26 protein-coding genes and 1 pseudogene are annotated in these 23,900 nt (G+C 33.5%); 6 read left to right on the top strand and 21 right to left on the bottom strand.

The genetic code is table 11. The features are described from left to right. The first annotated feature begins 72 nt into the window (after positions 1-72). Positions 73-2,070: a S9 family peptidase gene (locus B7R65_RS15210; protein WP_088043644.1), complete on the top strand. Its 1,998-nt coding sequence runs from the start codon at positions 73-75 to the stop codon at positions 2,068-2,070. A gap of 217 nt (positions 2,071-2,287) precedes the next feature. Here the strand turns inward: B7R65_RS15210 and B7R65_RS15205 are convergent, their stop codons facing one another. Then, the gene (locus B7R65_RS15205) at positions 2,288-2,623 is read right to left on the bottom strand and encodes a hypothetical protein (protein WP_088043643.1); all 336 of its coding nucleotides are present in this window, start codon (positions 2,621-2,623) and stop codon (positions 2,288-2,290) included. A 70-nt stretch (positions 2,624-2,693) separates the two neighbouring features. Here B7R65_RS15205 and B7R65_RS21545 point away from each other — a divergent pair, with 70 nt between their 5' ends. After that, positions 2,694-2,921, top strand: coding sequence for a hypothetical protein (locus tag B7R65_RS21545; RefSeq protein ID WP_218780442.1), 228 nt, complete (start codon positions 2,694-2,696; stop codon positions 2,919-2,921). A gap of 218 nt (positions 2,922-3,139) precedes the next feature. Here B7R65_RS21545 and B7R65_RS15200 read toward each other — a convergent pair whose 3' ends face one another. Together B7R65_RS15200 and B7R65_RS15195 are read right to left on the bottom strand one after the other, a co-directional pair. Beyond that, positions 3,140-3,580, bottom strand: coding sequence for a GNAT family N-acetyltransferase (locus B7R65_RS15200; RefSeq protein ID WP_256941344.1), 441 nt, complete (start codon positions 3,578-3,580; stop codon positions 3,140-3,142). A gap of 209 nt (positions 3,581-3,789) precedes the next feature. After that, positions 3,790-5,913: a HelD family protein gene (locus tag B7R65_RS15195; protein ID WP_088043642.1), complete on the bottom strand. Its 2,124-nt coding sequence runs from the start codon at positions 5,911-5,913 to the stop codon at positions 3,790-3,792. 353 nt (positions 5,914-6,266) lie between these two features. Here B7R65_RS15195 and B7R65_RS15190 point away from each other — a divergent pair, with 353 nt between their 5' ends. Beyond that, positions 6,267-6,746: a pentapeptide repeat-containing protein gene (locus B7R65_RS15190; protein ID WP_088043641.1), complete on the top strand. Its 480-nt coding sequence runs from the start codon at positions 6,267-6,269 to the stop codon at positions 6,744-6,746. A 205-nt stretch (positions 6,747-6,951) separates the two neighbouring features. Here B7R65_RS15190 and B7R65_RS15185 read toward each other — a convergent pair whose 3' ends face one another. The 10 genes from B7R65_RS15185 to B7R65_RS15145 all read right to left on the bottom strand — a co-directional run bounded on the left by B7R65_RS15185 (position 6,952) and on the right by B7R65_RS15145 (position 13,641). Continuing rightward, entirely contained in the window at positions 6,952-7,248 is a 297-nt protein-coding gene (locus B7R65_RS15185) for a hypothetical protein (protein ID WP_088043640.1), read from the bottom strand. A gap of 187 nt (positions 7,249-7,435) precedes the next feature. Beyond that, the gene (locus B7R65_RS15180) at positions 7,436-7,921 is read right to left on the bottom strand and encodes a DinB family protein (RefSeq protein WP_088043639.1); all 486 of its coding nucleotides are present in this window, start codon (positions 7,919-7,921) and stop codon (positions 7,436-7,438) included. Between the two features lie 54 nt (positions 7,922-7,975). Further along, positions 7,976-8,128, bottom strand: a complete 153-nt coding sequence (locus tag B7R65_RS21540; RefSeq protein WP_218780441.1) for a hypothetical protein — start codon at positions 8,126-8,128, stop codon at positions 7,976-7,978. 251 nt (positions 8,129-8,379) lie between these two features. Further along, the gene (locus B7R65_RS15175) at positions 8,380-8,862 is read right to left on the bottom strand and encodes a heme-degrading domain-containing protein (protein WP_088043638.1); all 483 of its coding nucleotides are present in this window, start codon (positions 8,860-8,862) and stop codon (positions 8,380-8,382) included. Positions 8,863-8,894: 32 nt separating this feature from the next. Further along, positions 8,895-9,935 (bottom strand): oxidoreductase, encoded by a 1,041-nt coding sequence (locus B7R65_RS15170; protein ID WP_088043637.1) that lies wholly within the window; start codon positions 9,933-9,935, stop codon positions 8,895-8,897. Further along, positions 9,922-10,710, bottom strand: a complete 789-nt coding sequence (locus B7R65_RS15165) for a DeoR/GlpR family DNA-binding transcription regulator (RefSeq protein ID WP_088043636.1) — start codon at positions 10,708-10,710, stop codon at positions 9,922-9,924. Before B7R65_RS15165 ends, B7R65_RS15170 begins: the two co-directional genes overlap by 14 nt. 462 nt (positions 10,711-11,172) lie before the next feature. Then, positions 11,173-11,670 (bottom strand): DinB family protein, encoded by a 498-nt coding sequence (locus tag B7R65_RS15160; RefSeq protein WP_088043635.1) that lies wholly within the window; start codon positions 11,668-11,670, stop codon positions 11,173-11,175. Between the two features lie 734 nt (positions 11,671-12,404). After that, positions 12,405-12,821 (bottom strand): SRPBCC family protein, encoded by a 417-nt coding sequence (locus tag B7R65_RS15155; RefSeq protein WP_088043634.1) that lies wholly within the window; start codon positions 12,819-12,821, stop codon positions 12,405-12,407. Next, positions 12,818-13,144, bottom strand: a complete 327-nt coding sequence (locus B7R65_RS15150) for an ArsR/SmtB family transcription factor (RefSeq protein WP_088043633.1) — start codon at positions 13,142-13,144, stop codon at positions 12,818-12,820. The genes B7R65_RS15155 and B7R65_RS15150 overlap by 4 nt, the downstream gene beginning before the upstream one ends. A 188-nt stretch (positions 13,145-13,332) precedes the next feature. Then, a complete protein-coding gene (locus tag B7R65_RS15145; protein ID WP_088043632.1) occupies positions 13,333-13,641 on the bottom strand; it encodes a DUF3892 domain-containing protein in 309 nt (102 codons plus the stop codon). 397 nt (positions 13,642-14,038) lie between these two features. Between B7R65_RS15145 and B7R65_RS15140 the strand changes: the two genes are divergently transcribed. Continuing rightward, a complete protein-coding gene (locus B7R65_RS15140; RefSeq protein ID WP_088043631.1) occupies positions 14,039-14,221 on the top strand; it encodes a hypothetical protein in 183 nt (60 codons plus the stop codon). A gap of 158 nt (positions 14,222-14,379) precedes the next feature. On the opposite strand, the gene B7R65_RS15135 is transcribed toward B7R65_RS15140, so the two are convergent. Together B7R65_RS15135 and B7R65_RS15130 are read right to left on the bottom strand one after the other, a co-directional pair. Beyond that, positions 14,380-15,855: a flotillin family protein gene (locus B7R65_RS15135; RefSeq protein ID WP_088043630.1), complete on the bottom strand. Its 1,476-nt coding sequence runs from the start codon at positions 15,853-15,855 to the stop codon at positions 14,380-14,382. 393 nt (positions 15,856-16,248) lie between these two features. Further along, the gene (locus tag B7R65_RS15130; RefSeq protein ID WP_088043629.1) at positions 16,249-17,442 is read right to left on the bottom strand and encodes an oxalate decarboxylase family bicupin; all 1,194 of its coding nucleotides are present in this window, start codon (positions 17,440-17,442) and stop codon (positions 16,249-16,251) included. A 518-nt stretch (positions 17,443-17,960) separates the two neighbouring features. Between B7R65_RS15130 and B7R65_RS15125 the strand changes: the two genes are divergently transcribed. Continuing rightward, positions 17,961-18,554, top strand: coding sequence for a lecithin retinol acyltransferase family protein (locus B7R65_RS15125; protein WP_088043628.1), 594 nt, complete (start codon positions 17,961-17,963; stop codon positions 18,552-18,554). 388 nt (positions 18,555-18,942) lie between these two features. Here B7R65_RS15125 and B7R65_RS15120 read toward each other — a convergent pair whose 3' ends face one another. The 3 genes and pseudogenes from B7R65_RS15120 to B7R65_RS15110 form a co-directional block, all read right to left on the bottom strand. Further along, positions 18,943-19,482 (bottom strand): helicase, encoded by a 540-nt coding sequence (locus B7R65_RS15120; RefSeq protein WP_088043627.1) that lies wholly within the window; start codon positions 19,480-19,482, stop codon positions 18,943-18,945. A 243-nt stretch (positions 19,483-19,725) separates the two neighbouring features. Continuing rightward, a complete protein-coding gene (locus B7R65_RS15115; RefSeq protein ID WP_088043626.1) occupies positions 19,726-20,043 on the bottom strand; it encodes a hypothetical protein in 318 nt (105 codons plus the stop codon). 158 nt (positions 20,044-20,201) lie between these two features. Continuing rightward, positions 20,202-20,744 (bottom strand): annotated as a pseudogene (locus B7R65_RS15110) (GerAB/ArcD/ProY family transporter); the annotation flags it as partial. A 676-nt stretch (positions 20,745-21,420) separates the two neighbouring features. On the opposite strand from B7R65_RS15110, the gene B7R65_RS15100 reads away from it, so the two are divergent. Next, on the top strand, positions 21,421-21,831 hold the full coding sequence (locus tag B7R65_RS15100; RefSeq protein WP_088043623.1) for an SET domain-containing protein: 411 nt from the start codon (positions 21,421-21,423) through the stop codon (positions 21,829-21,831). A gap of 26 nt (positions 21,832-21,857) precedes the next feature. Here the strand turns inward: B7R65_RS15100 and B7R65_RS15095 are convergent, their stop codons facing one another. From B7R65_RS15095 to B7R65_RS15085, 3 genes are all read right to left on the bottom strand, one after another. Beyond that, positions 21,858-22,622, bottom strand: a complete 765-nt coding sequence (locus B7R65_RS15095; RefSeq protein WP_088043622.1) for a class I SAM-dependent methyltransferase — start codon at positions 22,620-22,622, stop codon at positions 21,858-21,860. Between the two features lie 171 nt (positions 22,623-22,793). Continuing rightward, complete coding sequence (locus B7R65_RS15090; protein ID WP_088043621.1) at positions 22,794-23,321, bottom strand: chromate transporter; 528 nt, start codon at positions 23,319-23,321, stop codon at positions 22,794-22,796. Beyond that, on the bottom strand, positions 23,321-23,896 hold the full coding sequence (locus B7R65_RS15085; protein WP_088043620.1) for a chromate transporter: 576 nt from the start codon (positions 23,894-23,896) through the stop codon (positions 23,321-23,323). The genes B7R65_RS15090 and B7R65_RS15085 overlap by 1 nt, the downstream gene beginning before the upstream one ends. Between the last annotated feature and the right edge of the window lie 4 nt (positions 23,897-23,900).

Below are 23,900 nucleotides of genomic sequence, written 5' to 3'. Positions count from 1 at the left end.
AAAAATCATTTTACTTCGATTATCGAAGTGCTAAGATAGACTTGTATATTGCTAATTAAGGAGGAAAGAAGAATGACAAAACGCCCTATTACGGCAGAGGACTTATGTAAATTTAAGTTTGTAGGAGATCCGCAGGTATCCCCAAACAAAGAAAAGATTGCTTATGTTTTAACTCAAGTTGATCAAGAAAAAGATGGGTACTACTCTTTCATCTACTTAACAGATTTAAACGGGGAAGGTAGGCAGTTTACTTCACATTATTCAAAAGATAACTTAGTAAAAGATACAGCTCCAAAGTGGTCACCTGATGGAAACATCCTTGCCTTCCGCTCGAATCGCACGGGTAAAAATCAGGTTTGGCTTTTACATACTGATGGTGGTGAAGCAATACAATTAACAGACGTTAAGCAAGGAATCGGTGAATTTACTTGGTCTCCAGACGGAAAGCAGCTTGCTCTTACGATTAATGGTGAACTGAAATTGACTTCTGATAAAGAGTCAGAGAAAAAGGAAGAAAAAAGTGATGTAAAAGTAATTACTAGACTTCGTTATAAAGGTGACGGTGTTGGAATTTATACCGAAGATAGTAAGCATGTTTATTTATTTGATGTTGATACAAAGGCTTATACGAAAGTAAGTGAAGGAGATCATGATTTTTCCCAACCACGTTTTACCCCAGACGGGAAAAGCTTATTCTATATTGGAACAAAAGCAGAAGATATAGAGTGGGGGTATCTACCTGCCATTTGGAAATTTGATATTTCTTCCAAAGAAGAGACTCTTTTCTATCAAGGAAATGGCTATATTATGGCACCTTCTCTATCACCCGACGGGAAATGGTTAGCAGTAGCTGGTCATGCCCGCGGTGAAAGAAGCCAAGGGAATGCGAATGTTCTTCTGCTTTCTGTTAAAACAGGTGAATTTACTAATTTAACGGAAGGTTTTGATTATACAGTCGGGAATCTTGTAGGTGTAGATGCGAAGTATGACACAGCAGAGCAACGACTCATTTGGGACTCTACTAGCTCTAAAATTTACTTTAATGCGACGATAGGTGGAGATTGCCAGTTATTTAGTGTGAATTTGGTTGGTGAGGTTTCACCTGCCCTATCTCCTTCAGATTCTGTCGTTACTTCTTATGATATTGTAAACGATAGCCAAGCGGTGCTGGTTATGGCTACTCCTCATTCTACTGGAGATTTGGTTACTCAAGATTTACATGATGTGAATAAAGTTGGTATACTAACTGATTTGAATAAGGAACTTTATAACGAGGTTTATTTAAGTAATCCTGAAAATTTCCGCTACGAAAGTACGGATGGTAAGCAAATCGAAGGCTGGATCTTAAAGCCTTATGGTTTTGAGGAAGGAAAAACATTTCCAATGATTCTTCAAATTCATGGTGGTCCAGCAACCGCTTATGGAAATGGATTACACCATGAAATGCAATTAATGGCCTCAAAAGGTTATGTAGTGTTGTATACAAATCCGAGAGGAAGCCAAGGTTATGGTCATGACTTTGTCAATGCTGTTATCGGTGATTACGGTGGCATGGATTATGAGGACATTATGGCTGGTTTAGATTATGTACTAGAAAACGTTAACTACATCGACCATAACCAACTATTCGTGACAGGTGGAAGCTATGGAGGATACATGACCAACGTCATAGTGACACGTACAGATCGTTTCAAAGCAGCAGTTACACAACGTAGTATTTGTAACTGGCACAGCTTCTATGGCACAAGTGATATTGGTTTCTTTTTCACTGAATGGCAGCACGGACATGCTGAATTATGGGATGATGCTGTAAAAATTTTAGAGCTATCACCACTTCATCATGCTCGTAATGTGAAAACACCAATCCTTATCCTGCACAGCGAACAGGACTTACGCTGTCCAATTGAGCAAGCAGAGCAATGGTATGTCGCCCTTAAACGTCTTGGTGTAGAAACAAAATTCGTCCGCTTTCCGGATGAGAATCATGATCTTTCTCGTTCTGGTAAACCGAAGCACCGCTTAGAGCGTTTACAGCATTTAATTGGTTGGTTTGATGATCGCCGAAATTAAACTATTTTTTAATGATTGATGGAGAAAAGGATCCTTTTGGATTCTTTCTCTTCTTTTTTATTTTGATTAAAAGTTAACTTTCAAGTTCTAATCCAAAGATTAAATAGTCTGAGTGCAGGTCATTTCAATAAAAAAAAAGCCGAGTTAACGACTCATGGGCATGACAACTATCGTATGCGATTGTTGAACTTAGAAGTTATTTCTATTCCATTCGTGATTAATGAACTCCATCGATGACTTTGTTCGTCTTTGTGTTCACATTTAGCCACGCAATTCCCTCATTATGGTCACCTAAATCACGATACACATGGACCGTGTACGTTCCATCTTTTTCTCGTTTTGCCTCAAACTTCTGATTTTTTGTAATTTCTCCATACGTTTTTGTCACATAGTCCTTCGCAATTTGAAGCACCATCTTTTCTTCAGCTGCTATTTGTTCCTTTTTTTGTTCTGTGTTTTCATTCGTTTTGGTTTTTAGTTCTTCTTTCCCACATCCATATAAAATGGCAGTAACTAAGATAAAGATTAATGTAGCTAGTTTGAAACGTTTCATTTTTTCTCCCCTCTTTCACTAGACATTTAGTTAAGTAGAAAAACGATCATTCATTACAACTTGTTTACTAATGTCATTAGATTGGGTGGTTCGAAATGCTGTCCATTTATTACTAAATTATTTAGTTTTTTTTGTCATAAAGGCAAATGAAATTGCGGCTAAAATTGAAGCAGAAGCTATTAATATTTCGATTACTACCAAGTTAAAACCACCTTTTAATTTAACTATCAAATTTTTTAATTTAAATATATTTCTAACGTTTAATCCATTTTTATTTAATTATTTATATTCAAGATAGATCAGACCTCACAACATTTTTTTCGTCAAACATAGTTACAAGAAGTGTGAATCTACTTATCTTAAAACTATAATATAAAAATCAGACAAAAGTAGACCTTTTATTCAGGGAGATTGTCTTTTCTAATTCACCACTTTATTAACTGAACAATTGGAAATCCCCAATTTAAGAATAGTTCCCCTTGGAATATTACTTAACCTCAACTAGCTTATCTTTAGCTACAAAATTTTTTCAAGAATAATTTTGAATTCTTCTTTTTCATTGGTGTATGTACCAATAATATCAAAACCTGTTTTAATATTTAAAATTAGCATGCTACGCCATTTATTCATTGTTTTTGTTTGAACAGTCTTAAATCCTTGTTCTTTTAAATACTGATGTTGCTTTCCCATTAATTTAGAAGCCACACCAGTATTTCTATATTTTTGGTCAACCCCACCTAGCCAACTATAAAATTTCTCCTTATCAACGCCATATCCAATTTTATATCCAATTACTTTTGTTCCTTCTATCGCAACATTAATTAGCAATTCTGGTTTACTTTCCATTTGTTTAACCAAGTTATCAGAACTACCAAAAATACTTTTATGTAATTCTAAAATGCTATCTAATAACCTTGCATTGGGAATTTTGTTAAGTTGAATATATTCTACATCCAAAAATAATCTTCTCCTTTCATACTAATCATCTTACCTCCCAAAAATCTTCATTCACTCATAATTATGTATTCTATTTTAATTTAGCGAGTCCTTTTCTTCTGCTACTAAACTCCTTGAAGTTCTAATTAACCTCCAAGAAAAAGACGCATTCCTATAAAAATGCGTCGGTTAACTGTATAAGAAGCTTTTTGAATTGACGTAGTAGTTCTTCAATTCGTGAATAGCTGTGAATCAATGTCGTCAATGAGTGGAGATTTACGACCAGTATATAGTACATACAGCTTGTGGAGTGCGCGTGTACATCCAACGTAAAGGAGCTTTGCATCTTGTTTTGAGGCTTCATAATGCTGATTATCTACATCGATAAGCAATACAGCATCAAACTCTAGTCCTTTCGCAAGGTAAATAGGAACGACAGAAATGCCACCTTCATATTTGCGCTGCTTTGAATGAATAAAGGTAGCAGTTAGCCCTGCTTCTGACAGAGCGTAGTGAAGTATTGCACATTCTTCTTCTGTACGGCCAATAATTGCAATAGTATCCATTTTATTCTGTTGAAGCTGTTCGGTTGTGTTGATGATTGTATTAATGCGATTTGTATCTTCTACTTTTAATATTTTTACTTTTTCACCGCTCCTAAAAACAGGATTAGCTAAGCTAACAGGGATTTCCGCTTTCGAAATAATCTCATTTGCAAAGTGAATGATTTCCATTGTTGATCGATAGCTTCTGTTTAATTCATAATATTTAACTTCATTTTGTTTAAAAATCTCCAAAAATTCATTCCAACTTTTAATCCCTTGGTATTCGTGAATAGCTTGTGATAAGTCACCCAAAATGGTAAAAGAATTCCCTTGTGTCATCTGCTTTAATAATGCAATTTGAAAAGGAGAAAAATCCTGTGCTTCATCTACGATTACATGATGATATTTGTGCTGAGGCTCGATGCCAAACAGTTGATTGTGAATATAGACAAGCGGAGCTAAATCCTCTAAGTCTACCTCTTTCTTTTTGCAATTTATTGCTGTAGTTTTCAAAATGTCTGCCGGTATGCTACCTACCAATGATGATTGGTTTGTTGGCATGAATATTGATTTATAAAATGAAAGTGCAGTATACTTTGGCCATTGCCTCATATAGGAAGTTAGATATTGTGTTGCTTTTTTCTTTCTGTCTTTTTTCACATTAGATTCTTCTATGTACTTCAGCTGGCCATCAATCCAATTTTTTATCCGTGTAACGATGCGTTCTCTTCGTTTAGCTAGTGGATAATGCTTATATTCGAAGCTAAACCATTGCAGCAGCGTTTCTTTTTCTATCTTTAAATTGTCCCATGGTTCAAAATCTCTATCAGGAACAGCTGATGCAACGTATCTTTCCATGAATAGATCAATGTAATCTGTAAAACGAGTTGAGCCCTTCCACTTTCCAGGGCTATTTTCACTCACTTCAGTGCGATTGACACCAGTAGTGAACCATTTTTCTAGGTTTTCTGAAGAATCCTTAACTTTTACTTCGTAGTCAAGTATATCTAAAGCCCAATCTGTAAAGGTTGTTTGCTGGATGCCGCCTACCCCTAGCTCAGGAAGTACGTTTGAAATGTAATTGAGGAACATATTGTTTGGTGCAAAGATAATCATTTTTTCAGCCCGTATGGTTTCACGGTATTGATAAATAAGGTATGCAAGACGATGCAGTGCAACGGTTGTTTTTCCGCTTCCGGCAACTCCTTGAATGATTAATGGAGTGTTTTTCGATGAACGAATAATATCATTTTGTTCGGATTGAATGGTTGAAACGATATCCTTTAAACGATTATCTTTGTTTTCGCTTAATCGATATAGTAGAAAATCATCAGTAACGGATTCATTTTGATCGCCTTTACTATATGTATCTACAACGCGCTGGAGAATTTTCTTACGGATTACAATATTTCGCTTGAGATAGATTAAACCTTCAATGATACCTTCAGGAGATTCGTAAAAAGCAGGATCGTCTCCTCCTGTAAATGAATAAAACATACTTGCAACTGGGGCACGCCAATCTATCACCATCGGATTTTCTGTCGCTTGGTCAGATACACCAATTTTTCCAATGTAAAGAGGCATGGATTCCCGACCCTCTTCTTGAAAGTCCATTCTCCCAAAGTAAGGCTCATGTATTGCTAAACTAAGATTTCTTCGATTCGTTTCTCGGATTCCTTCTAATACTTGTTCTGTAACATCACTACCTGTATAAATAGGGATACCTTCAAGCTTCGTTAACTGTCTATCAATTTCGTCCGTTATTGTGTTTAACTGCTGAAGTTCTTCTTCATATGCTTGCGTTTCCATTTTTCCTAACCTCCCTACTTGAATAAAACACCGAATTTTCAGACGGAATGCTATTGTATCAAAGAGTTGAGAGTAAAGTAAAGACATTATTTAAAGAATATGTAAGGATTTGAGAGAATAGAGTGAACATAACTATTTCTTAAATAAAACTCCTGACAGTTGCATAAACATAAAAAGGGAAAAATCGTGACTCAATTAATTGAACAATCACATACGTTTTTTATTTAAATTGGGTGCTACGGCAACTCTTTTTTTATTTCCCATATTCATGAAAAATATTCCGATTATTAATAAAGGTTTTTCCAAGTAAATGCAAAATATTAATAATAAACAAATTAAAGGAGGAAAACTTTGTGTGGAAAACAGTTTTATTGGAGTTACAAAAAACAGATATTTCATTTTCAAAATTTGAAGAAGTTAAAGCTGAAAACTTAGATTTTAATAATGTAAATTTAGCTAGATCAAAATTTAAAAATGCAAATATGAGAGAATTAGAATTAACTGAAATTAATTTATATGGAACTCAAATATCAGATGTTAATATGTCAAATGCTAGAATTTCGCATGCCAATTTAAGTGATTTAGAGATTAATTATGTCCATTTAATGGGAGCCACTTTCCGAAATATCGTATTACCAAATGAAAACGATTATAATTTCGATTCAGAGCAAAACTATAAACCAGTAAAGTTTGAAAATTGTAATTTAACAAAGACTCAATTTACTAGTTGCGATTTGTCTAATATCGAAATTAGTAATTGTAATTTAGAAGGCTTAAAAATCAATGGGATATTGGTTGAGGATTTACTAAAGATTTATAATCAAAGGAATTAATAACAAATCAACATTAAATAGAAAAAGCCTCAAAATGTGATCTTGTTCAACTTTCGCATGCGTTAGTATTATTAGGAAGATCCATTTTATTTTCTAAAAAAATTTCCACTTCAATACATAGTAGAGAACGCTAGCCGAAAACTAAGGAATAAAAGAACCTATCTAAAAATAGGTTAACCATGATGGTTGACCTTTTTTTATTGAGTTATACATTAGGCTGATTTAAAACTACATATGCGAACCATCCAACTAATAGAAAATTTGGAGAGATAAGTATAATAGATAACCAAATAGTATACTTTCTGATTAATATTGAAGCACCAGCAAAAAAGAATGGAAATATGATACCCCATACTTTAAATGATGGACTCATTGCTAAATAAAGTGACATAGGTAATATTAAAAAAGCTGCAATTATAAGGAATTTTGGCTTTCTAAACATTAGAGCTAAGATTGAAAGAATTAAAGAAGAAAAAGTAATAGACCAAAATAAAAATGACATAATGTATCTCCATATCTACTTTTAATATAACTTAATTACTATCAGTTCTACAACATAACGATAAAAACCTTGTTTTACTTTCATGCCAATTAACACAATAAGAAAAGCTGCATCCAATGGCAGCTTATTTTTAAATATAATTAATCTTAAAAACAGCAGGAAAGAAATAAACTATTTTCATAGTAAATTATTTTTTTGAATAGGTGGAAAGACCCCGTCCAATAAGATTTGCTGAAACCGGCTTTTTTCCTAAATCCCTTGCCCAAATTGATAATTGTCCTACATGATGAATTTCGTGAGCAAGAGTATGTCGCATAATTTCACCCCAAGTAAGCGTCTCAACAGTTCCATCTGGCAGAGTATCATAGATTAATTTATTTTCCATAGTGTCATCCCAGTTGTTTACAAAGTTCGCCACTTCTAAATGAAATTCAGCGTCCAATTTCCGAACCTGGTTCAAGCTTTTATAACCATCGAAACTTTCCTGAAAGTCTGTTTTACCTTGCAAAATTCGTATCCAACTCCACTCGACATCTACTATATGGAAAAGTGTATGCAAAATACTTCCCACTCCACCAGTTCGATTCTGCAGAAGTTCTTCTTCACTTAACTCTGCGCACCACCGATACCAGTCTTCCCTTACCATCCAGTTATAGTTAAAAAACATTTGCAAAAAAAATCCCTCCCTATTTAGTAAAAAGTTAGCCGATAAAACACTTTAAAAATACTACCAAACTTTGTTAAATATGACTATTTCATCCATCATACATAAAAATTCTTGTTTAACAGACTGCCAGTTACTTGAATGAGAAAAAGGCTTGTCCAGGCAATATTCTTCATCTAACCTATTCGATAATTTCATAAAAAAAGGCTTTTTCATTAGCCCTTTAAAACCTTATATCCTTCCGTTCAATTAGATTTTAAGATCCTCCGCCATTTGTAATATGATCCATTTAATATTTCATCGAATATTAGTCATATATTATATTCCATTTAATACCAAAAAATCCTTTTCTTATAAACGATCCTGCCAGTTCGCAAATTAAAAAGGGCTTTTTTAAAAAAGCCCTTAGTGTTCTTCAGCTATCTAATACGTTAGATTATAAAATTAACTACTTTTATTCAATAGATTTATAGAAGAGAAGTTTGAAATTTGGTTATTGCCTCTACTATCAATTCATGATCTTCTTCCTGAGACAAGCCAGAAACGGTAATTACTCCAATTACTCCTGAGCCTTCTATTGTAATTGGAAATGCCCCACCATGGATTGCATATTCAAATGGGCTGACTGAGTAAAATTCAAAGTATGATCTGTTTTTTAACTTGTTATATAGTTTCATATAATAAGAACTGTGATGATGACGGAAAACAACATTTGATTTTTTCTTAATCCATTCATCTTGGTCTGGAGATGTGCCATCCATTGCATAATGGAATACTGTTTGACCATTTTTTACGATATTGACTGCTACTGATTTATTGAATTTTTTTGCAGATTCAATAATAAACAAACCGATCTCTAGTGCATTTTCATTAGAAAAACTTTTGAATAGTAATGTTTCTTCCTGCTCTTTAATTTTTTCAAGCTTCTTTTGAATCGTTATATTTTCCATCGTAATCCCTCCCTGAAAAATGAAAGATCTAATCACACATATATTACTGTTTTTTCTGTACTACTTTTTTGGGCAGCCTCAATGATTTTAATAACTGATAAACCTTCATGTGCAGTAACTGGGGCTCTTTTTCCTTCAAGTATGCTTTCAGCTATTTTTTTATAGTAGGTGTTATAAGAACCATGAATTGTTTCAATTGTTTCCTGCTTCTCTTTTTCCCCTTCAATCGTAATGAGCTTACCGTAAAATTGCGGGTCATCTGCGCCCCATGAGTCATTTATAGGTTTTTTACCTTCTTTAAGCGCGTCTTCTTGACCGTCAAGTCCGTACTTAATAAAGCTTCCATTCCTACCGTGTACTTGAAAACGTGGTCCATTACTTGGAATGATTGAACCAGAATGTAAAATAACTCGAAGCTTCTCATAACCTAAAATAACATGAAAATAATCATCCGTTTCTGCATTCTCTCTTTGCGCAAAAACGTCCGCTAATATAAATTGTGGCCAGCCAAATAAATGTAAGGCTTGATCAATTAGATGTGAACCTAAATCATATAACATACCTGAACCGCGGCCTTGTTTCTCTCTCCATCTATCTCTTACTTCTGGTCTGAAGCGATCAAAATGGACCTGATATGTATTGATATCTCCAAGCACACCATCATTCACAAGCTTCTTTACTGTCAAAAAGTCATTATCCCATCTTCTATTATGATAAACGCTTAATAGCAATTTCTTTTCTTCTGCAATCTTAATGAGTTCTTCTGCCTCCCATGTTTCTACCACCATTGGTTTCTCTAAGACAACATGTTTTCCAGCCAATAAACTTTGTTTCGCCATTTCATAATGCAAACCGCTCGGCGTTGAAATAACAACTAAATCAATTGTTTCATCTTCTAGGACCTCTTCTAAGCTACTAACTACTTCCACTTCTTTTAAATCCTGATGAACTTTTTCACGATTGGAACTAACAACTTTTGCAATTTCAAATTCCTCTAAAACACTTAACAACGGTGCGTGAAATGTAGCACCAGAAAGACCATACCCAACTAAACCCACATTAATTTTTCTCATTCAATTCTCCCTCACTTTCTTCATCTTCCGTAACAATTAAATGAATATTATTTTCTTTTATTATTTCCATTACAGCATTATCTGGATGTCGATCGGTAATTATTACATCAAAGTCTGTAATATCACACACCCTGTGTAGAAATGTCTTTTCAAACTTTGAACTATCAGCCAGCAGAATAACTTGTCGTGCACAACTGATCATTTTTTTCTTTAAAAATGCCTCCTCCTCATCCGGAGAGGTTACGCCTTCTGTACTGATTCCGCAAGCACCAAGAAATAACTGGTCGACCTTAAATTCATTCAATGTCTCAATTGTTCTTGGACCGGTTAGATTTCTGTTTTTTCTATTGAATTTACCAGGCAGCAAGAAAGTTGGAATATCTGTATGATCACCTAATAAATCAACTATATCTATTGAGTTTGTAATCACATTAACCTGTTTGTTTCCCATGAATTTAGCCATAAGGGCACCAGTTGAAGTTGCATCCATTAACAAATCATAATGGTCGTGAATAAGTAATGTCGCTCTTTGTGCAATTCGTTCTTTGCCTGCGGTCACAGTTCGTTCTTTGTAATCGATTAAATTCCGATTGGCCGATGGAAGTGTCGCTCCTCCCTTTATCCTAATAATTTCCCCACGTTCTTCTAGTTTTACAAGATCTCTTCTTGCCGTATCCTTAGAAACACTAAGCGTTTCACATATTTCTTCTAACGTAATACTTTTATTAGAAGACAAATGATTTCTTATCAATGTTAGCCTTTGTTCTTGATACATAGTCCAAAGCTCCTTTATACATTTCCTAACCAAATGATTATCCTCAAAACCCATTATATAAGATCAATATCAATTAATCCACAATTTAACTTAAAAAAATTAATTACATTAAGTTTTTTAAGTTAAAATATTTCCTATATTAGAATCCTTTTCGTTTTCAATGCTAGTTAGTGTCTAAATAAAGTTTTAAATAGTAATGGTTCATAATGGAATTTGCAGAAAATAAAACTCCGATATAGAGTAATCTAACAACCATACCGATTTCTCTACAGTAGATCAATAGGTCAAGAACCTAACGTAAGCAAAAAAAAAACACCACCCTTTTTAAAGGCAGTGTCTCTTCAAACAATCGTATTTAACACTTCTTACAAGCATTTCCATAGTCTGAAAAAGCCTCTTACGATCCTTAACGATAGTTAATATTGCATCAGTTCAAAGGCGATGATACAACCCATAATTTTTTTAAGCTGGATATCCGCCGGTTGGTGGTGGCCAAGCACTGAATAGTCTACGAATCAGCACAATTTCACCTAAATGGTAGGAATTGTGAGATGCAATATTGCGCAGTACACCGCCAAGGGTTTCGCCAGGCCAATTCTCTAATGGTTTGTCCAATTGAACAGTTTGGGCAATCGTACATGCCTGTTCAATCCCCTGAAGAAAATGCTGAATAATCTGTTGCCATTCTTCCTCACTACTGGGGCATTCTTCTTCTGGCCAGCTCTCTTTCACATTGTTGGGCAATGTAGGCTTCTCACCTCGAGTAAATAATAAGAGAAAATCTTGCCAATAGATCATGTGTTTCACTAATTGATAAATGGAATATGGCAGTTCCTCTCTACGTTTCCCTGCTAGTACCGAGTCTATATCCGACAAAGCATTTTTAATGGGAAGATGACCTCGTTCTCCTATTAACGATTTTACTAATGCGTCACTAAACGCTTTGTTTGATTGCTCCATAATTAACCGACTCCCATCCTTTTTAGTTTATCAATTGTCAATTTTATTCTTCTGTCTCCATTATTTAAACTAAATAAATTATGGAAGAAAATATCGTTCACACAAGTTGAATCGCAAAATATTGACCCATCTAAATCACAATTTCCTTCTGTATTGTCCTTTTTAAAAGAACGACGCTTTACACACTCTCATAGTTCTCAAATGAAAAATCTATGAGTTGATTATACTGATTAGAGTGAACTCTAAGTCAAGAGTAAAATTTATGAAAGCTTTCTAGTGCTCACGATTGATTTTTAAGGTTAAGTACACATACATTTCGGTTTTTTCTTGCACAAATAAAAATAATCCTACAATCTTTATTATTTTATAATTGGTGATTTTTTACCAACCAGTAGATCCTTCACCACTCGTTATAACTATTCTGCCAATTTGCACAAAAAATAGACCGTCGAAGCAATCCTTCCTTTCGATTTCTCGTTATAGCAATGAAAAAGCACTTTACTTTTTAACCTATGTGCTTAGTACGTCATGTATTTTAACCTTCAGAAATACCGCCTTTCCATAAAAAACGAGCACAATTCCTGCAACGGAAATGGGCCCTATTTCTGAAATATGATTTATTTGTATCTATCGATTAATATTAATAAGTATTAATTTCTATATGACAGATCTATTCAAGTAAAATCAAAAAATTGATACTGAAATGTAGTCAACTAGTTGTTGTAGAATTCATTTTACAGTTCTGCTAATACTTTACCTAGCTTATCACCCATACTTGTCCAACTATATTTAGCACCCTCAATAGCTCCTTTGCGAGCTTTTGTTTCTTCACTAAATCCAGTTTGATCAAGACGTAGATGAATAACTCCATCTGAACCTTCTTTTAAAGTCCATGTAACAGTAGTGGTTTCTCCGGCACTTGCCCAAATATACGATAATGAATAAGGCTCGTCTACTTTGAGCACCTCGCAATCTACAATTCCATTCCACCATTCATTTGGCTCAGTTCTGAATTGAAATTTATGTCCTACGATTGGTTTAAAGTCATTTTCCATTATCCATTTTGCAAGAGTATCCGAATCTGTTAAAGCGTTCCACACCTGCTCGATTGAATTTGTAAATTGAAAATCTAATGATACATCTGATTTCATTTTTTTTCCTCCAATAAAAGATTTAATTTAACAATATTTTGTATCCAGAATCCTTCGTAAAACGATACCCAATCTTTAATTTCTTGTAGGGGAGCTGCATTTAGTCTATACCTTGTTTCTCTACCGATTTTACGGTCAACAACTAGACCAGCTTCTTTAAGGATAGCCAAATGTTTAGAAACAGCAGTTCGCCCCATTTGAAATTGAACGGTTAATTCGTGAAGTGGTAACTCTTCTACATCTGCCAACAATCGTAGCAATTTACGTCTTGTAGGATCTGCAATAGCTACATAAACATCACGCTCTTGATTTTTCTCGTTCAAAAGCATCCCCCCCTTTACAAATAGGACACCAATTGGTGTCTTTATTATAGGACACTAATTAGTGTCATGTCAATTATATTTTTGACAGTAAGTATTTGTTTTATTCTCCTATCATCAAGTATATAGAATCCTTCTATTAGTTTAAAAGAAATTTACTTGGCAGAAAAAAAACGACCAGTCATGGTCGCTTAAAACTCTGGTAGGTTACTTAAATTGTTCTCTAGGATACCGTCTGGTTCGCTTCGAATGATCTCTCGCCCGTATTTATGAATGATGTCTAAATGTGCGATTTTCCTTTGTTTGATCTCCTCTAATGCTTGAAGGTAATCCAACTCTCTATTTTGATTCGTTTGAAATGCGATAAGGTCGCCATCACCATTTTTTCGCACCGCTACTATGTGCTCTTGTTCGAAATCATTTCCGACCTGCTCATTCTCACTTCCTTGCCCGCTTTTCGCTTTATATTGTTCATATGCTTCTTCAAATCGGTCTGTCAACAGATCTCACTCCTTTTAACTTAGTGTGACCTTTATAGGAAATAGTTATGATGAAATAGTTAATGTCGTTCTGGATATAGTTATACTATTTTATAAGATATAAAATAAATAATTTATTGAACTATCACATGCGTAGTTATATATGAAAAACATAGTAGTCGTATAAAATATACAATGTCCTATAATTTCATTGGTTAAATCCATTCTAAACACTTTTCCATTCACTTATGGCCAATTGTCAAAGATATTTGCTATTTGATCCTTGAACGCTTATTAAAAAAAACTAACATTGAGCACAATAACAATGATTTACGAAGCAGGTTCACTGTTATTCAAATAGATGTGATAAAAGTGATATAATTTAATTGTTAAAATTCGAATAAAGGAGAAAAAATAAATGACAGAACAAGAAATTAAGGAATATCGAGCAAATGTAATTAAGTCAATTGAAGAAGAAATTGTTTACTATGAAAATTTAATAAAAATAACAAGACATAGTAAACGAAAAGAAAGACATATGTTTAACCTTAACTTCATGAAAGAATTATTGAGCATTGAAAAAGAAAACTACGACATTTAAATAATGTATTTAGTACTAAATAATTAGAAAAGAGCCTGTTTCTCTAAAATTAACTTAGAGTAAACAGGCTCTTTTTATTGATATAGGTATTGTTGTGGAACTAACGCATTTGTAAATTATATTAGCAATCCAGTTTACACATGCTAACTCATTATTTTTTAAGCGTTTAAATTAGTTTCATCAGTCTTGCCATTCTCTGAACTATTCTCAGGTAAGACAGTATGATTTATATAACCATTAGACCTAGATACATATGACTTTAACAATTCTGCTACATCAATCCCTGTTATTTCTTTTAAAGGCTCTTGCATTTCAACCATTGTTTTTGTAATGCTCTTCCCGAAAGAAGGGATCCCCTGTCCATTACCTGAATCAATAATCTTAACTGATTCAATATTATTTAATGGTTGTGCAATTTTTTCAGCAAAAATAGGTAGCATTTCGATTAATTTTTCAGTGATGATAACTTCACCGTGTTTTTCTGTCGCTTCAGCTAATAACTTACGAGATTCTGCTTCTGCTTTACCGCGTTCACGAATAACATCCGCTTCGGCAGAACCTTCTTCCCTACGAATCTTAGCTTTTGCTTCTCCATCAATCTCAGCTTTACGAGCTTCTGCTTCGGCTTTACGAGTAGTTTCATAGTATTCTGCATCAGCTTTTGTTTTACGCACTTTACTTTCCTCTTCCTCTAACTTAACTGCTCGTTCTCGTTCTAGGAATTTAAGTAGTAATTCCTCTTCTTTTACTTCTTTCGCTAGTTTAGCTTTTTCTAATTCGTATGACTGTTCTGATTTTGCACGAGCACGCTCGGTTTCCTCTTTGAAGGCTGCGTCCTTAATATCCTTCTCCTTTTTAGATTCTGCAATCGCAATTTGTCGTTTGTATTCTTCTTCTTTAGTTTCTTGGTCAGTCTGTGCTATATGTATACGAGTTTCACGCTCACTGTTTGCTTCAGCGATTTCTGCAAGCTTACGAACCTCAGCAATTCGTGGTCTACCTAAGTTTTTTAAGTAGCCATTCTCTTCATCAGCGTCACGTAAGTCTGTAAGACCTAATGAGGTAATTTTAAAGCCCATTAAGTCGAGTTGCTTTTGAGCAACTTCAGATACATCCTGATTAAATTTCTCTCGGTTACTATTAATATCTTCTACAGTCATTTTAGAAAGGATAGCACGTAGATTACTTCCAAGCACCTCTATGATTTCAGCTTCAATCTCTTCTTGTTTCTTACCTAAAAACTGTTCTGCATAGTTTGCAATACCATTTAAAGTATCCGCGACCTTAACCATCGCTACTGCATCAGCAACAATTGGAACGCCTCCATTTGTATAAACTCTTGGAGTCGATAACTTTAATTGAAAGGATGTAAGATTAACAGGTGTTGATGTTTGGAAACGTCTTAAACGGTATCCTCCACCTCTAATAATCTTCATTGAACGTCCTTCTTGATCTGTAAAGATATTCGTTTCTTTCTCAGGATCACCTAACTTTGGACCTGTAATAATTAACGCTTGATTGGACTTTGCTGTTCGGTAACGATATCTTATCCAAAAAAAATATCCTACACCTCCAATAACAGCTATGATTAACACTGGAATTAAAAACAATAGACCTCCAACAAAACTTAACATTCCTTCTTTACCCTCCTGAATTTATTTTTTAATTAGACCTTAAATAGGTGAAAACACTAACAACACTATTGAACAAGCTAATAAGTTAGTTATAACTATTAAATGTGTCGTTCTTTCACTATTTGGTTAACAAACCAGATAATTGAATAGCTTGGAGTTGTTTTATAGCATTATTTCCCCTATTAAAAAGAGAAAGAAAGCTATCAAATTTTCAAATGCAAATTCTTAACCATATTTTTAAACCCAAAATTTTCCATTTATTCTACTATTCGACACTAATTTTCAAATCCCTTGTTCAGAAAAAATGGACTACCGAAGCAGCCCATCGTTTTGTAATTATCGAATAAAAAATAATTCTCTTATCCTTAATTTGTACATTATATTTAAACTTATCTACCTGTTATTTTGGAAGTAAGAAAACCCTGGATATTTTACAACAGGCCATTTCTCCTTGCGCAAAGAATCGAGTAATTCCGATCCAACATTTAAGTTACTTTGAACTAATTCCTTGGGAGTCAGTGCCATCCATTGATTCAGCGATACATCCTCAAAACGATCGCTTTTGAACATTTCTAAAAACCATAACGTTTCGGTACCGGTGTTTTGAATATAGTGTCCAGTTGCAAAGGGGACATATCCGACATCTCCAGCTCTATAATCAAATGTACGTGCTGCACCGTTTCCCATAAATACAGTCATTCTCCCTTGTCCGGTGAGATAATACTGCCACTCGTCGTTATTTGGATGCCAATGAAGTTCTCTCATTCCACCTGGCTCAATCTCAACAAGTGCCGCTGAGATTGTTCTTGAAATGGGAAAATTAGTAGAGTCTACAATTCTTACACTACCACCAGGCGTTTTAATTGGTGTCTGTTTCAACAACTCGTACTTGAAGCTTAGAGGAACCTCTCCAAAGGGCGACTGGATTTCCTGACTTTCAAGCGATCCGGGTATTTCACCTTGATAAATATATACTTGATCTGAAGGAATAGAGTTAAAAGCACTTTCTGGTACTCCAAAATTGGCCGACAGAACATCTTTTGGCGTATGTGCAAACCAATCAGAAATGGATAAGGTGGATAGATCGGTAAAATTTCCGTCATCAAAGACTAGTAAAAATTCACAATGCTCCAAACCTTGAATCGAATGCGGAATCCCCGGAGGAAAATACCAAAGATCACCTGGGCCAACGTCCGCAATGAAATTTCGACCTTGTTGGTCAACTGAGGTAATACGTGCCCGTCCTAACAACATATAAGACCATTCTGCTTCTTTATGCCAATGGAGTTCACGCACTCCCCCAGCAGTTAAGCACATATTTACTCCTGCTAGAGTCGTCGCTATGGGAAGTTCCCTAACGGTGACTTCCCGGGACCATCCACCGTTATTTAATGTCATTGAAGTATCTGAGAATGAGAATTTTAAGTTAGGAACTAAACCCGCATCTGTAATTGGAGGGACGAGCATATCTGGGTTTTGCAAATCACGCATAATATTTCGCGGGCCGGAGTCAATTGCTCCAGCTCCATCACTACGGATAGGTTGTGGCACATTTCCGCTATCTTGATTAATACTTCCGTTTGTCATCATAACGCTCCTTTTTTATGGAACTAATCAGATTAACCCTTAAAAATAGTGTATGACTTGGGCTTCAAATAAACGACAGCAAATCAACAATCCACTCGCGTTTGCTTTCCACTATTAACATATTTTCTTTTTCAACTAATCTGCCATTTTGTTGAATAATTTCCACTACTATTTTTTATAATTGATATGAACTATTCATTTTTATCATTTTCATTTTGGAGTTTTATGGAACCAATTGAAAAAGGAGGACATAGCCCTCCCTTCTTTAAATCATCATGTTACTTTTAATTTATATACTGAACCTTAAATTAATATGTTGTTTCTCTGTTAGTTTTTAATAAAGTTTCAATCATTCATTTTTAAAATATTATAGGTTGGAATTTATTCTCTTCAAATACATTATTTTCTAAAAAGAATTATTAACTAAAACGTTTCTATTTCTATACTTTTTTTATATCATTGTAATTAATATAACGACCCAAACCTTTATAAAGTTTATAAAAATAAGGAGAATTATAGTGAGTGTAATCGAAAGTATTAAATGGATTATTGAAAGCAGAGCAACGAAACATAAAGATTTACATGAAGAAACTAAAAAGGATTTTAAAATATTGAGAAACGATATAAAAGATACAATTAAAAATGAAAATCCTTTTCTTGGAAATGTGATTGAAACAACTGATCGTATTGGAAAATCCATTGCTAATGTTTTTATGCCAGTTCCTAAAAAACAAAAGATTTCAAAAAAAGCTAGAGTACTATACAAGAAACTTGAATTAGAATACGATGTTTTAGATTTATCTCGCGGCGATCATATTGTTGTTCGTAGAGGAGTATATACACACCATGGAATTTATCTAGGCGACCAAAAAGTAATACACTACCGAAATAAAGGTGTAAAAGTTGAAGATATAAAAGTGTTTAAAAAATATTGCAGGGTTTTTAAAGTCCTTATTAGAAAAGAAAATAGTCCTTTACTATATCCTATAGAAACTGTTATTAATAGAGCTATGGAAAGAATTAATGAAAATGAATACAATCTTATCACTAACAACTGTGATCACTTTGCAAATTGGTGTCGAAATGGAAGTGAAAAATCAAAAGGTATTTAAATATCCACATGAAATAGTAAACTTACTTTTGAAAAAAACCCAAATTTTCTTTAATATAAGGCTCTGTTAATTAAAATAGAATATTGAAGTGTAAAAAGGCTATCTATATCTAGACAGCCTTTTTACACTTCTATTCAATTTCCAATGAGTAAACTACCAGATTCATAAATTTTAAACACTGATTTTAGCTTCTAAGTTTTTTTCTACTAACGTACCCTTTAATTGAACAAAAGTGGATAATACTTTTTCTAACAATTTTCAAACTTCTCATATTAATATCGGATCTAATACAATTTCGTAAAATTGACTAAAGCTTTCCAATAGTGATTTAGGTTTGTTAACTGCCATTTTTTTCGACCTAGGTAATTTATCACTACTTCAAATTCTATTATGTTCGACAAAAGATCAAATGATCATCAGGATTCCAAACGTGAAGATGATCAGCACGGTATCCGCGCAGCCACAACTCACCGTCAATTCTTCTAAGATAAAACCCTTTTGGAAAATCATAATCTTCAGTTAGTATCTTCGATGCAATTGTGATTGAGCCTGATGGAGCTTGATGTCGCTTTATAGGATTCCCTGAATAACCTTCAGGCTGATCGAGATACTCAAGTCTTAGATAAGGTCCTAACTCAACCGGGCACAATTCCAATCCAAGATCGCTCGCTCTATTAAAAACCTGGCTCGTAGTAGCCCCATCAGGAAAGCCAAGATCACCAACGGTTAGTTCAACGGTCTGCAGGCTGTACTTTGTATCAGAGGTCGTAAATTTATCATCAGCTAATAGTCTTTCTCCAGACTCATTCATCAAGATTGAGTATTGTTGCAATTTTTGGATAAGCTGCGATTTCGTAAGTCCGCCAACCTCTACAGTTCTGGTGATAATTGGGCAATTAGGGTATATTTTCTCTTTTTCGATACGCATTCGTAGTCACTCCTTACAAATTGGATACTTCAGCTGAGAAACCGATATTATTGACTGTATTTTAATATTCTACAATTCCCTACAAACTTCCTTGTTTAACTAAAATATGTGTTAGTTGAACAAGCAAATTTTATATTTTTAGGATATTTTAGAAATCAAAATTCAGTGTTGTCTAAATAACGATTACGTTAGTTCGAAAAGAAGACTTAAAATTTTTAAACATTTCTATAAAAAAGTTATTAATTATTTTCTCAATATTCCCCCTATTACTTTCTCTTTTTTACTATCCACAAAGTATACAAAATCCTCTTGATTGCTCTTTGTTTTATAAGTCACTGAATAAAGATTTTCATTACTATATTTTTCGTCTTTAATAGTAGCATAAGTAGGTAAATAATGAATTTTTTTTATGCTCACACTATTTTTAATTACATCAACTTTCTCATATTCTGTTAAGCTTTGATAAGTTATAGTTTTAATCTTACTTATTTTACTAAAATGAAAACCTAAAAAAATAACTATAATAATCGAGAACAGTATAAGAACTTTTTTATATTTCACTTATACACCTTCTTTTGTTTCAAAATTTTATCATTCACATTGATTATTCGTATTATTTTATTAATATCCTTTTTAAATAGTCAGATTAATTTTAGAACAAATTTTCGACAAAAAAAAACACCCTTAACTATAAACTTAAGGTTGTTTTCTAATTTAAATTAAACCACTATTTTTTTAAGTCTTCTAATAATGAATGTAATAAAGAATAATGCAGGAATATAACCAACCATAAAATAAAATCCTATATTCGTTACACTTTTACTAAACAACTGAACTTTAGAAGGTGTATCGAGAAAATATGAAACAATTATCATTGTTACTATTGAAATGACTAATGGTATGCGTGGTTTCACTTTACCTATTTTTTTTACAATTCGAGTTGTACACCAGATTGGTAAGCACATTGTTGGTACTACAACAAATAACCATGAAAATATAAAAATGTTTTCAAATCTTTCGATAAAAGGAAATTCAATTATTTTGGTCATGACTAAGGTTGGCCAAGCATTATGAAGTAACTGACCTTGACTAAAGAAGAGTATGCTTAAAATAGCCACCAATGTATAAAAGATTGTCGTATAAAGTACACCAAGGTGAGCCCATTTTGCAGATTTTTTTGCATTCTTAATAAGAGGAAAATAGACCAGTAATGACTCAAAGCCAATAAACAAAATACAACTTACTTTGGAAGACTTAAATAAGTCTAATAGTGAAAGATTGCGGGAGGCTGGAGCACGACTTCCAACAAAAGATTATATAAACGAGTTTTAGCGTAGTAAGAGCTAAAGGAAAAAGGAGTGCCTTTTCAAAGAAGGTACTCCTTTTTTGGAAACAAGTATATCTGCTAAATGTTTCCTTAATTAAACATTCTCATCAATATCTAAACCAAGAATTAATGTTTGTAAGAAAACGCATGAGTTAGTTGAATAGATTGTAAATAAACTTAATAAAGATCCATTTTCCAATAATGTAAATTATTGCAATTACAATAAAAGTAATTGTTAGCCAAAAAACAGTAGCTATTATCGGGTAATTTTCGAATATACCATTGTATGTAATAAAATAACTATCTTGAAAAGAAAAATCATCTGTTGGTTTTGTTTGAATGAGGTTAAGTAACAATTTAATGTTACTTAACCTCATAATTAAATGTATCGTAAATGAAAAAATAATAGACTGAAAAATTGTAGATTTTAACATATTTCCCTCTTATAATACTTTATTTACCTAAAATTATATCATGTCTTATTGAGTTATAATGCTAGTCAGTTAAATAAAGTAAATAACATTTAGCCAAAATAATAAAAATTGCATTCTTCCTTAATTAATGGCAAACTATTTATAAAGACTTCATAGAGAGAAATAAAGGTGTAAATTATGATAGAGATAAAAACTTCTACATTAAGTGATGGAGAATTTAATCGTGGCGTTTTTGCAAAACGTGACATTGCAAAAGGTGAACTATTACATGAGGCTCCAGTTATTGCTTATCCAAACGATCAACATGAACACATTGAGAAAACATTGCTTGCTGACTATGCATTTGAATATGGTATAAATCATACTGCAATGCTTTTAGGTTATGGTATGCTATTTAACCATTCATATGATGCAAATGCAACTTACGAAATTAATTTTGATAATCACACTTTCGACTTCTATGCTTATAAAGACATAAAAGCAGGAGAAGAAATTCTTATTAATTACAATGGTGATATCGATAATACCGATCCACTTTGGTTTGATAAGGATTATGAAGAAAGAAAAGAAGATGACGAAACCAATTAATTCAAATGAATTAATTGGTTTTTTTGCTAAGGTCTAGCAATAATTAATCTAAGTGCACATGTAAAACTTAGTTTTGTTCGATAATCTCCAAATTTTCGATCCCACTCGCCAGATTTTAAGTCGTCTTCTAAATTTTTAACGAGTCTTTCTTCTACACCTTCCTGTAAAAATCCCCAAGCAGATTGAGAATTTCGAATTTCTTTAGATAGAAACGCCTCTGGTCTACCGTAAAAAGCTTCTTGAAATCCATCTATACAATCCAAAGGTACCGGTATTTGTATCACTTCACAATTTCCACCAATTGATTCAGTAATATAGTCAATTTTGGGATATCTTAATTTCTCAACTTCAATTAGTTCAGGAAAATATTGAGCATTCCAAAAATGCTCTAATCTATCAGGATCAAAGGTTAAAATAATTACTTGATCTCTGGTTACCCTTCTAAGTTCATTTAATCCTTTTTTTATATCTGGCCAATGATGAATGGTGACCATAGCCATCGAAGCATCAAAAGAATTATCGTCAAATGGTAGTGAATCGGCTTTCCCATTTATTGCTGGCACTTTATTCATTTGTTGTCTCTGTGATCTCATAACGACTGAAGGTTCAACAGCTACAACATATTTATCCACAGGTTCGTATGACCCTGCACCTGCTCCAACATTTAAAACGGTTTTGGCAGCGCCAAGTGCATCATAAACATATTTAGCAATTCTAGGATCAGTTTTTCGATGACCTGAATAATCCTGTCCCTGTTTATCATAGTTAAAAGTTGGATTTTTAATTTCCATATAAACTCCCTTCCCTTTAAACTAAAATGAAAATGTAATGTAAAGCATTTCTCCAATACCATTTATTTAGTTTTATAACTGTATGACATCAGTAGCATCATACCACATAAAAATTTAAATATTCTAACATTTGATCTCAAAAATAAAAACCAAAATCATTGATTTTGGTTTTTAAAGGTTGATTGCACCATAAACTAACGCGCCAAGTACAATAATTGCAGGATGAACCTTTAATTTTTCCATTAGAAAAAATGTACATGCTGCTATAAAAATGACTTGTATCATACCAGATTGATGAATCGAATCATCGAAAGATTCAAACGTAAGTAATCCTAATAAAACGACGATTGTTGGCTTTACATACGAGGTCATTCGTTTAACTCGAATTGATTCTCGATTTTTATAAAGAATCCCCATTAATACGATCATTAAAATTAAAGAAGGAACAACTGTCGCTAAAACAGCAATAAATGAACCAAATACTCCACCAACTTTATAACCGATAAAACCTGCCATTTTAGTAGCAATAGGCCCTGGTAACGAGTTTCCCATCGCAAAAGCTTCATGAAACTCTTGCTGTGTTAACCAATGATGTCTGCTAACTACGTCATTTTGGATAAGGGGAATTGTTGCTGGCCCGCCACCATAACCTAATAAGTTAGTAATTAAAAATGAAATAAAAATTTTCCAATAAATCATCATACTTTCCCCTTTTTTTGTTGATAATCATTTGAGGAAGTTGATTTTACAGGCTGTAAAATGGCAAATAGTAATAGTGTAGCAATTACGATCCCAGGATGAATATGTAAAAATCGAATCAGTACAAGTCCCACAATTAGATGAATAATGATCGTTGGAGTTTTTAGTCCACTTTTTGCACTTTTATAAAATTGCCATGTTAATACGCCAAGCATTACGCCTACAACTGGGACAATTGATTCTTTCATCCCATTCACCCATTTTATATCCTTAAATGAAGATAATGAAGTTAATAAAATGATCATTAAGATTATTGTTGGTAAAACGGTCGCAATAATCGCTGTAATCATGCCAAGAATTCCACCAACTCGGTATCCAATATACCCCGCTAATTTTGTATTAATTGGACCTGGAAGCATATTTCCTATTGCTAATACTTCAGTAAATTCTTCACCTTTCATCCAATCAAATGTGTCCACCACTTCTTTGTAGATTAAAGGAATAGTTGACGGTCCGCCACCATAACCAAGCATACTACTACGAAAAAATGCTATAAATATATCCTTTTGTTTCATTCAA

Origin of the sequence: Bacillus sp. EAC (assembly GCF_002156875.1) — a bacterium.
GTDB lineage: Bacteria > Bacillota > Bacilli > Bacillales > Bacillaceae_G > Gottfriedia.
The sequence above is the reverse complement of the archived record's forward strand: the minus strand, read 5'-3'. Positions and strand labels throughout refer to the sequence as shown.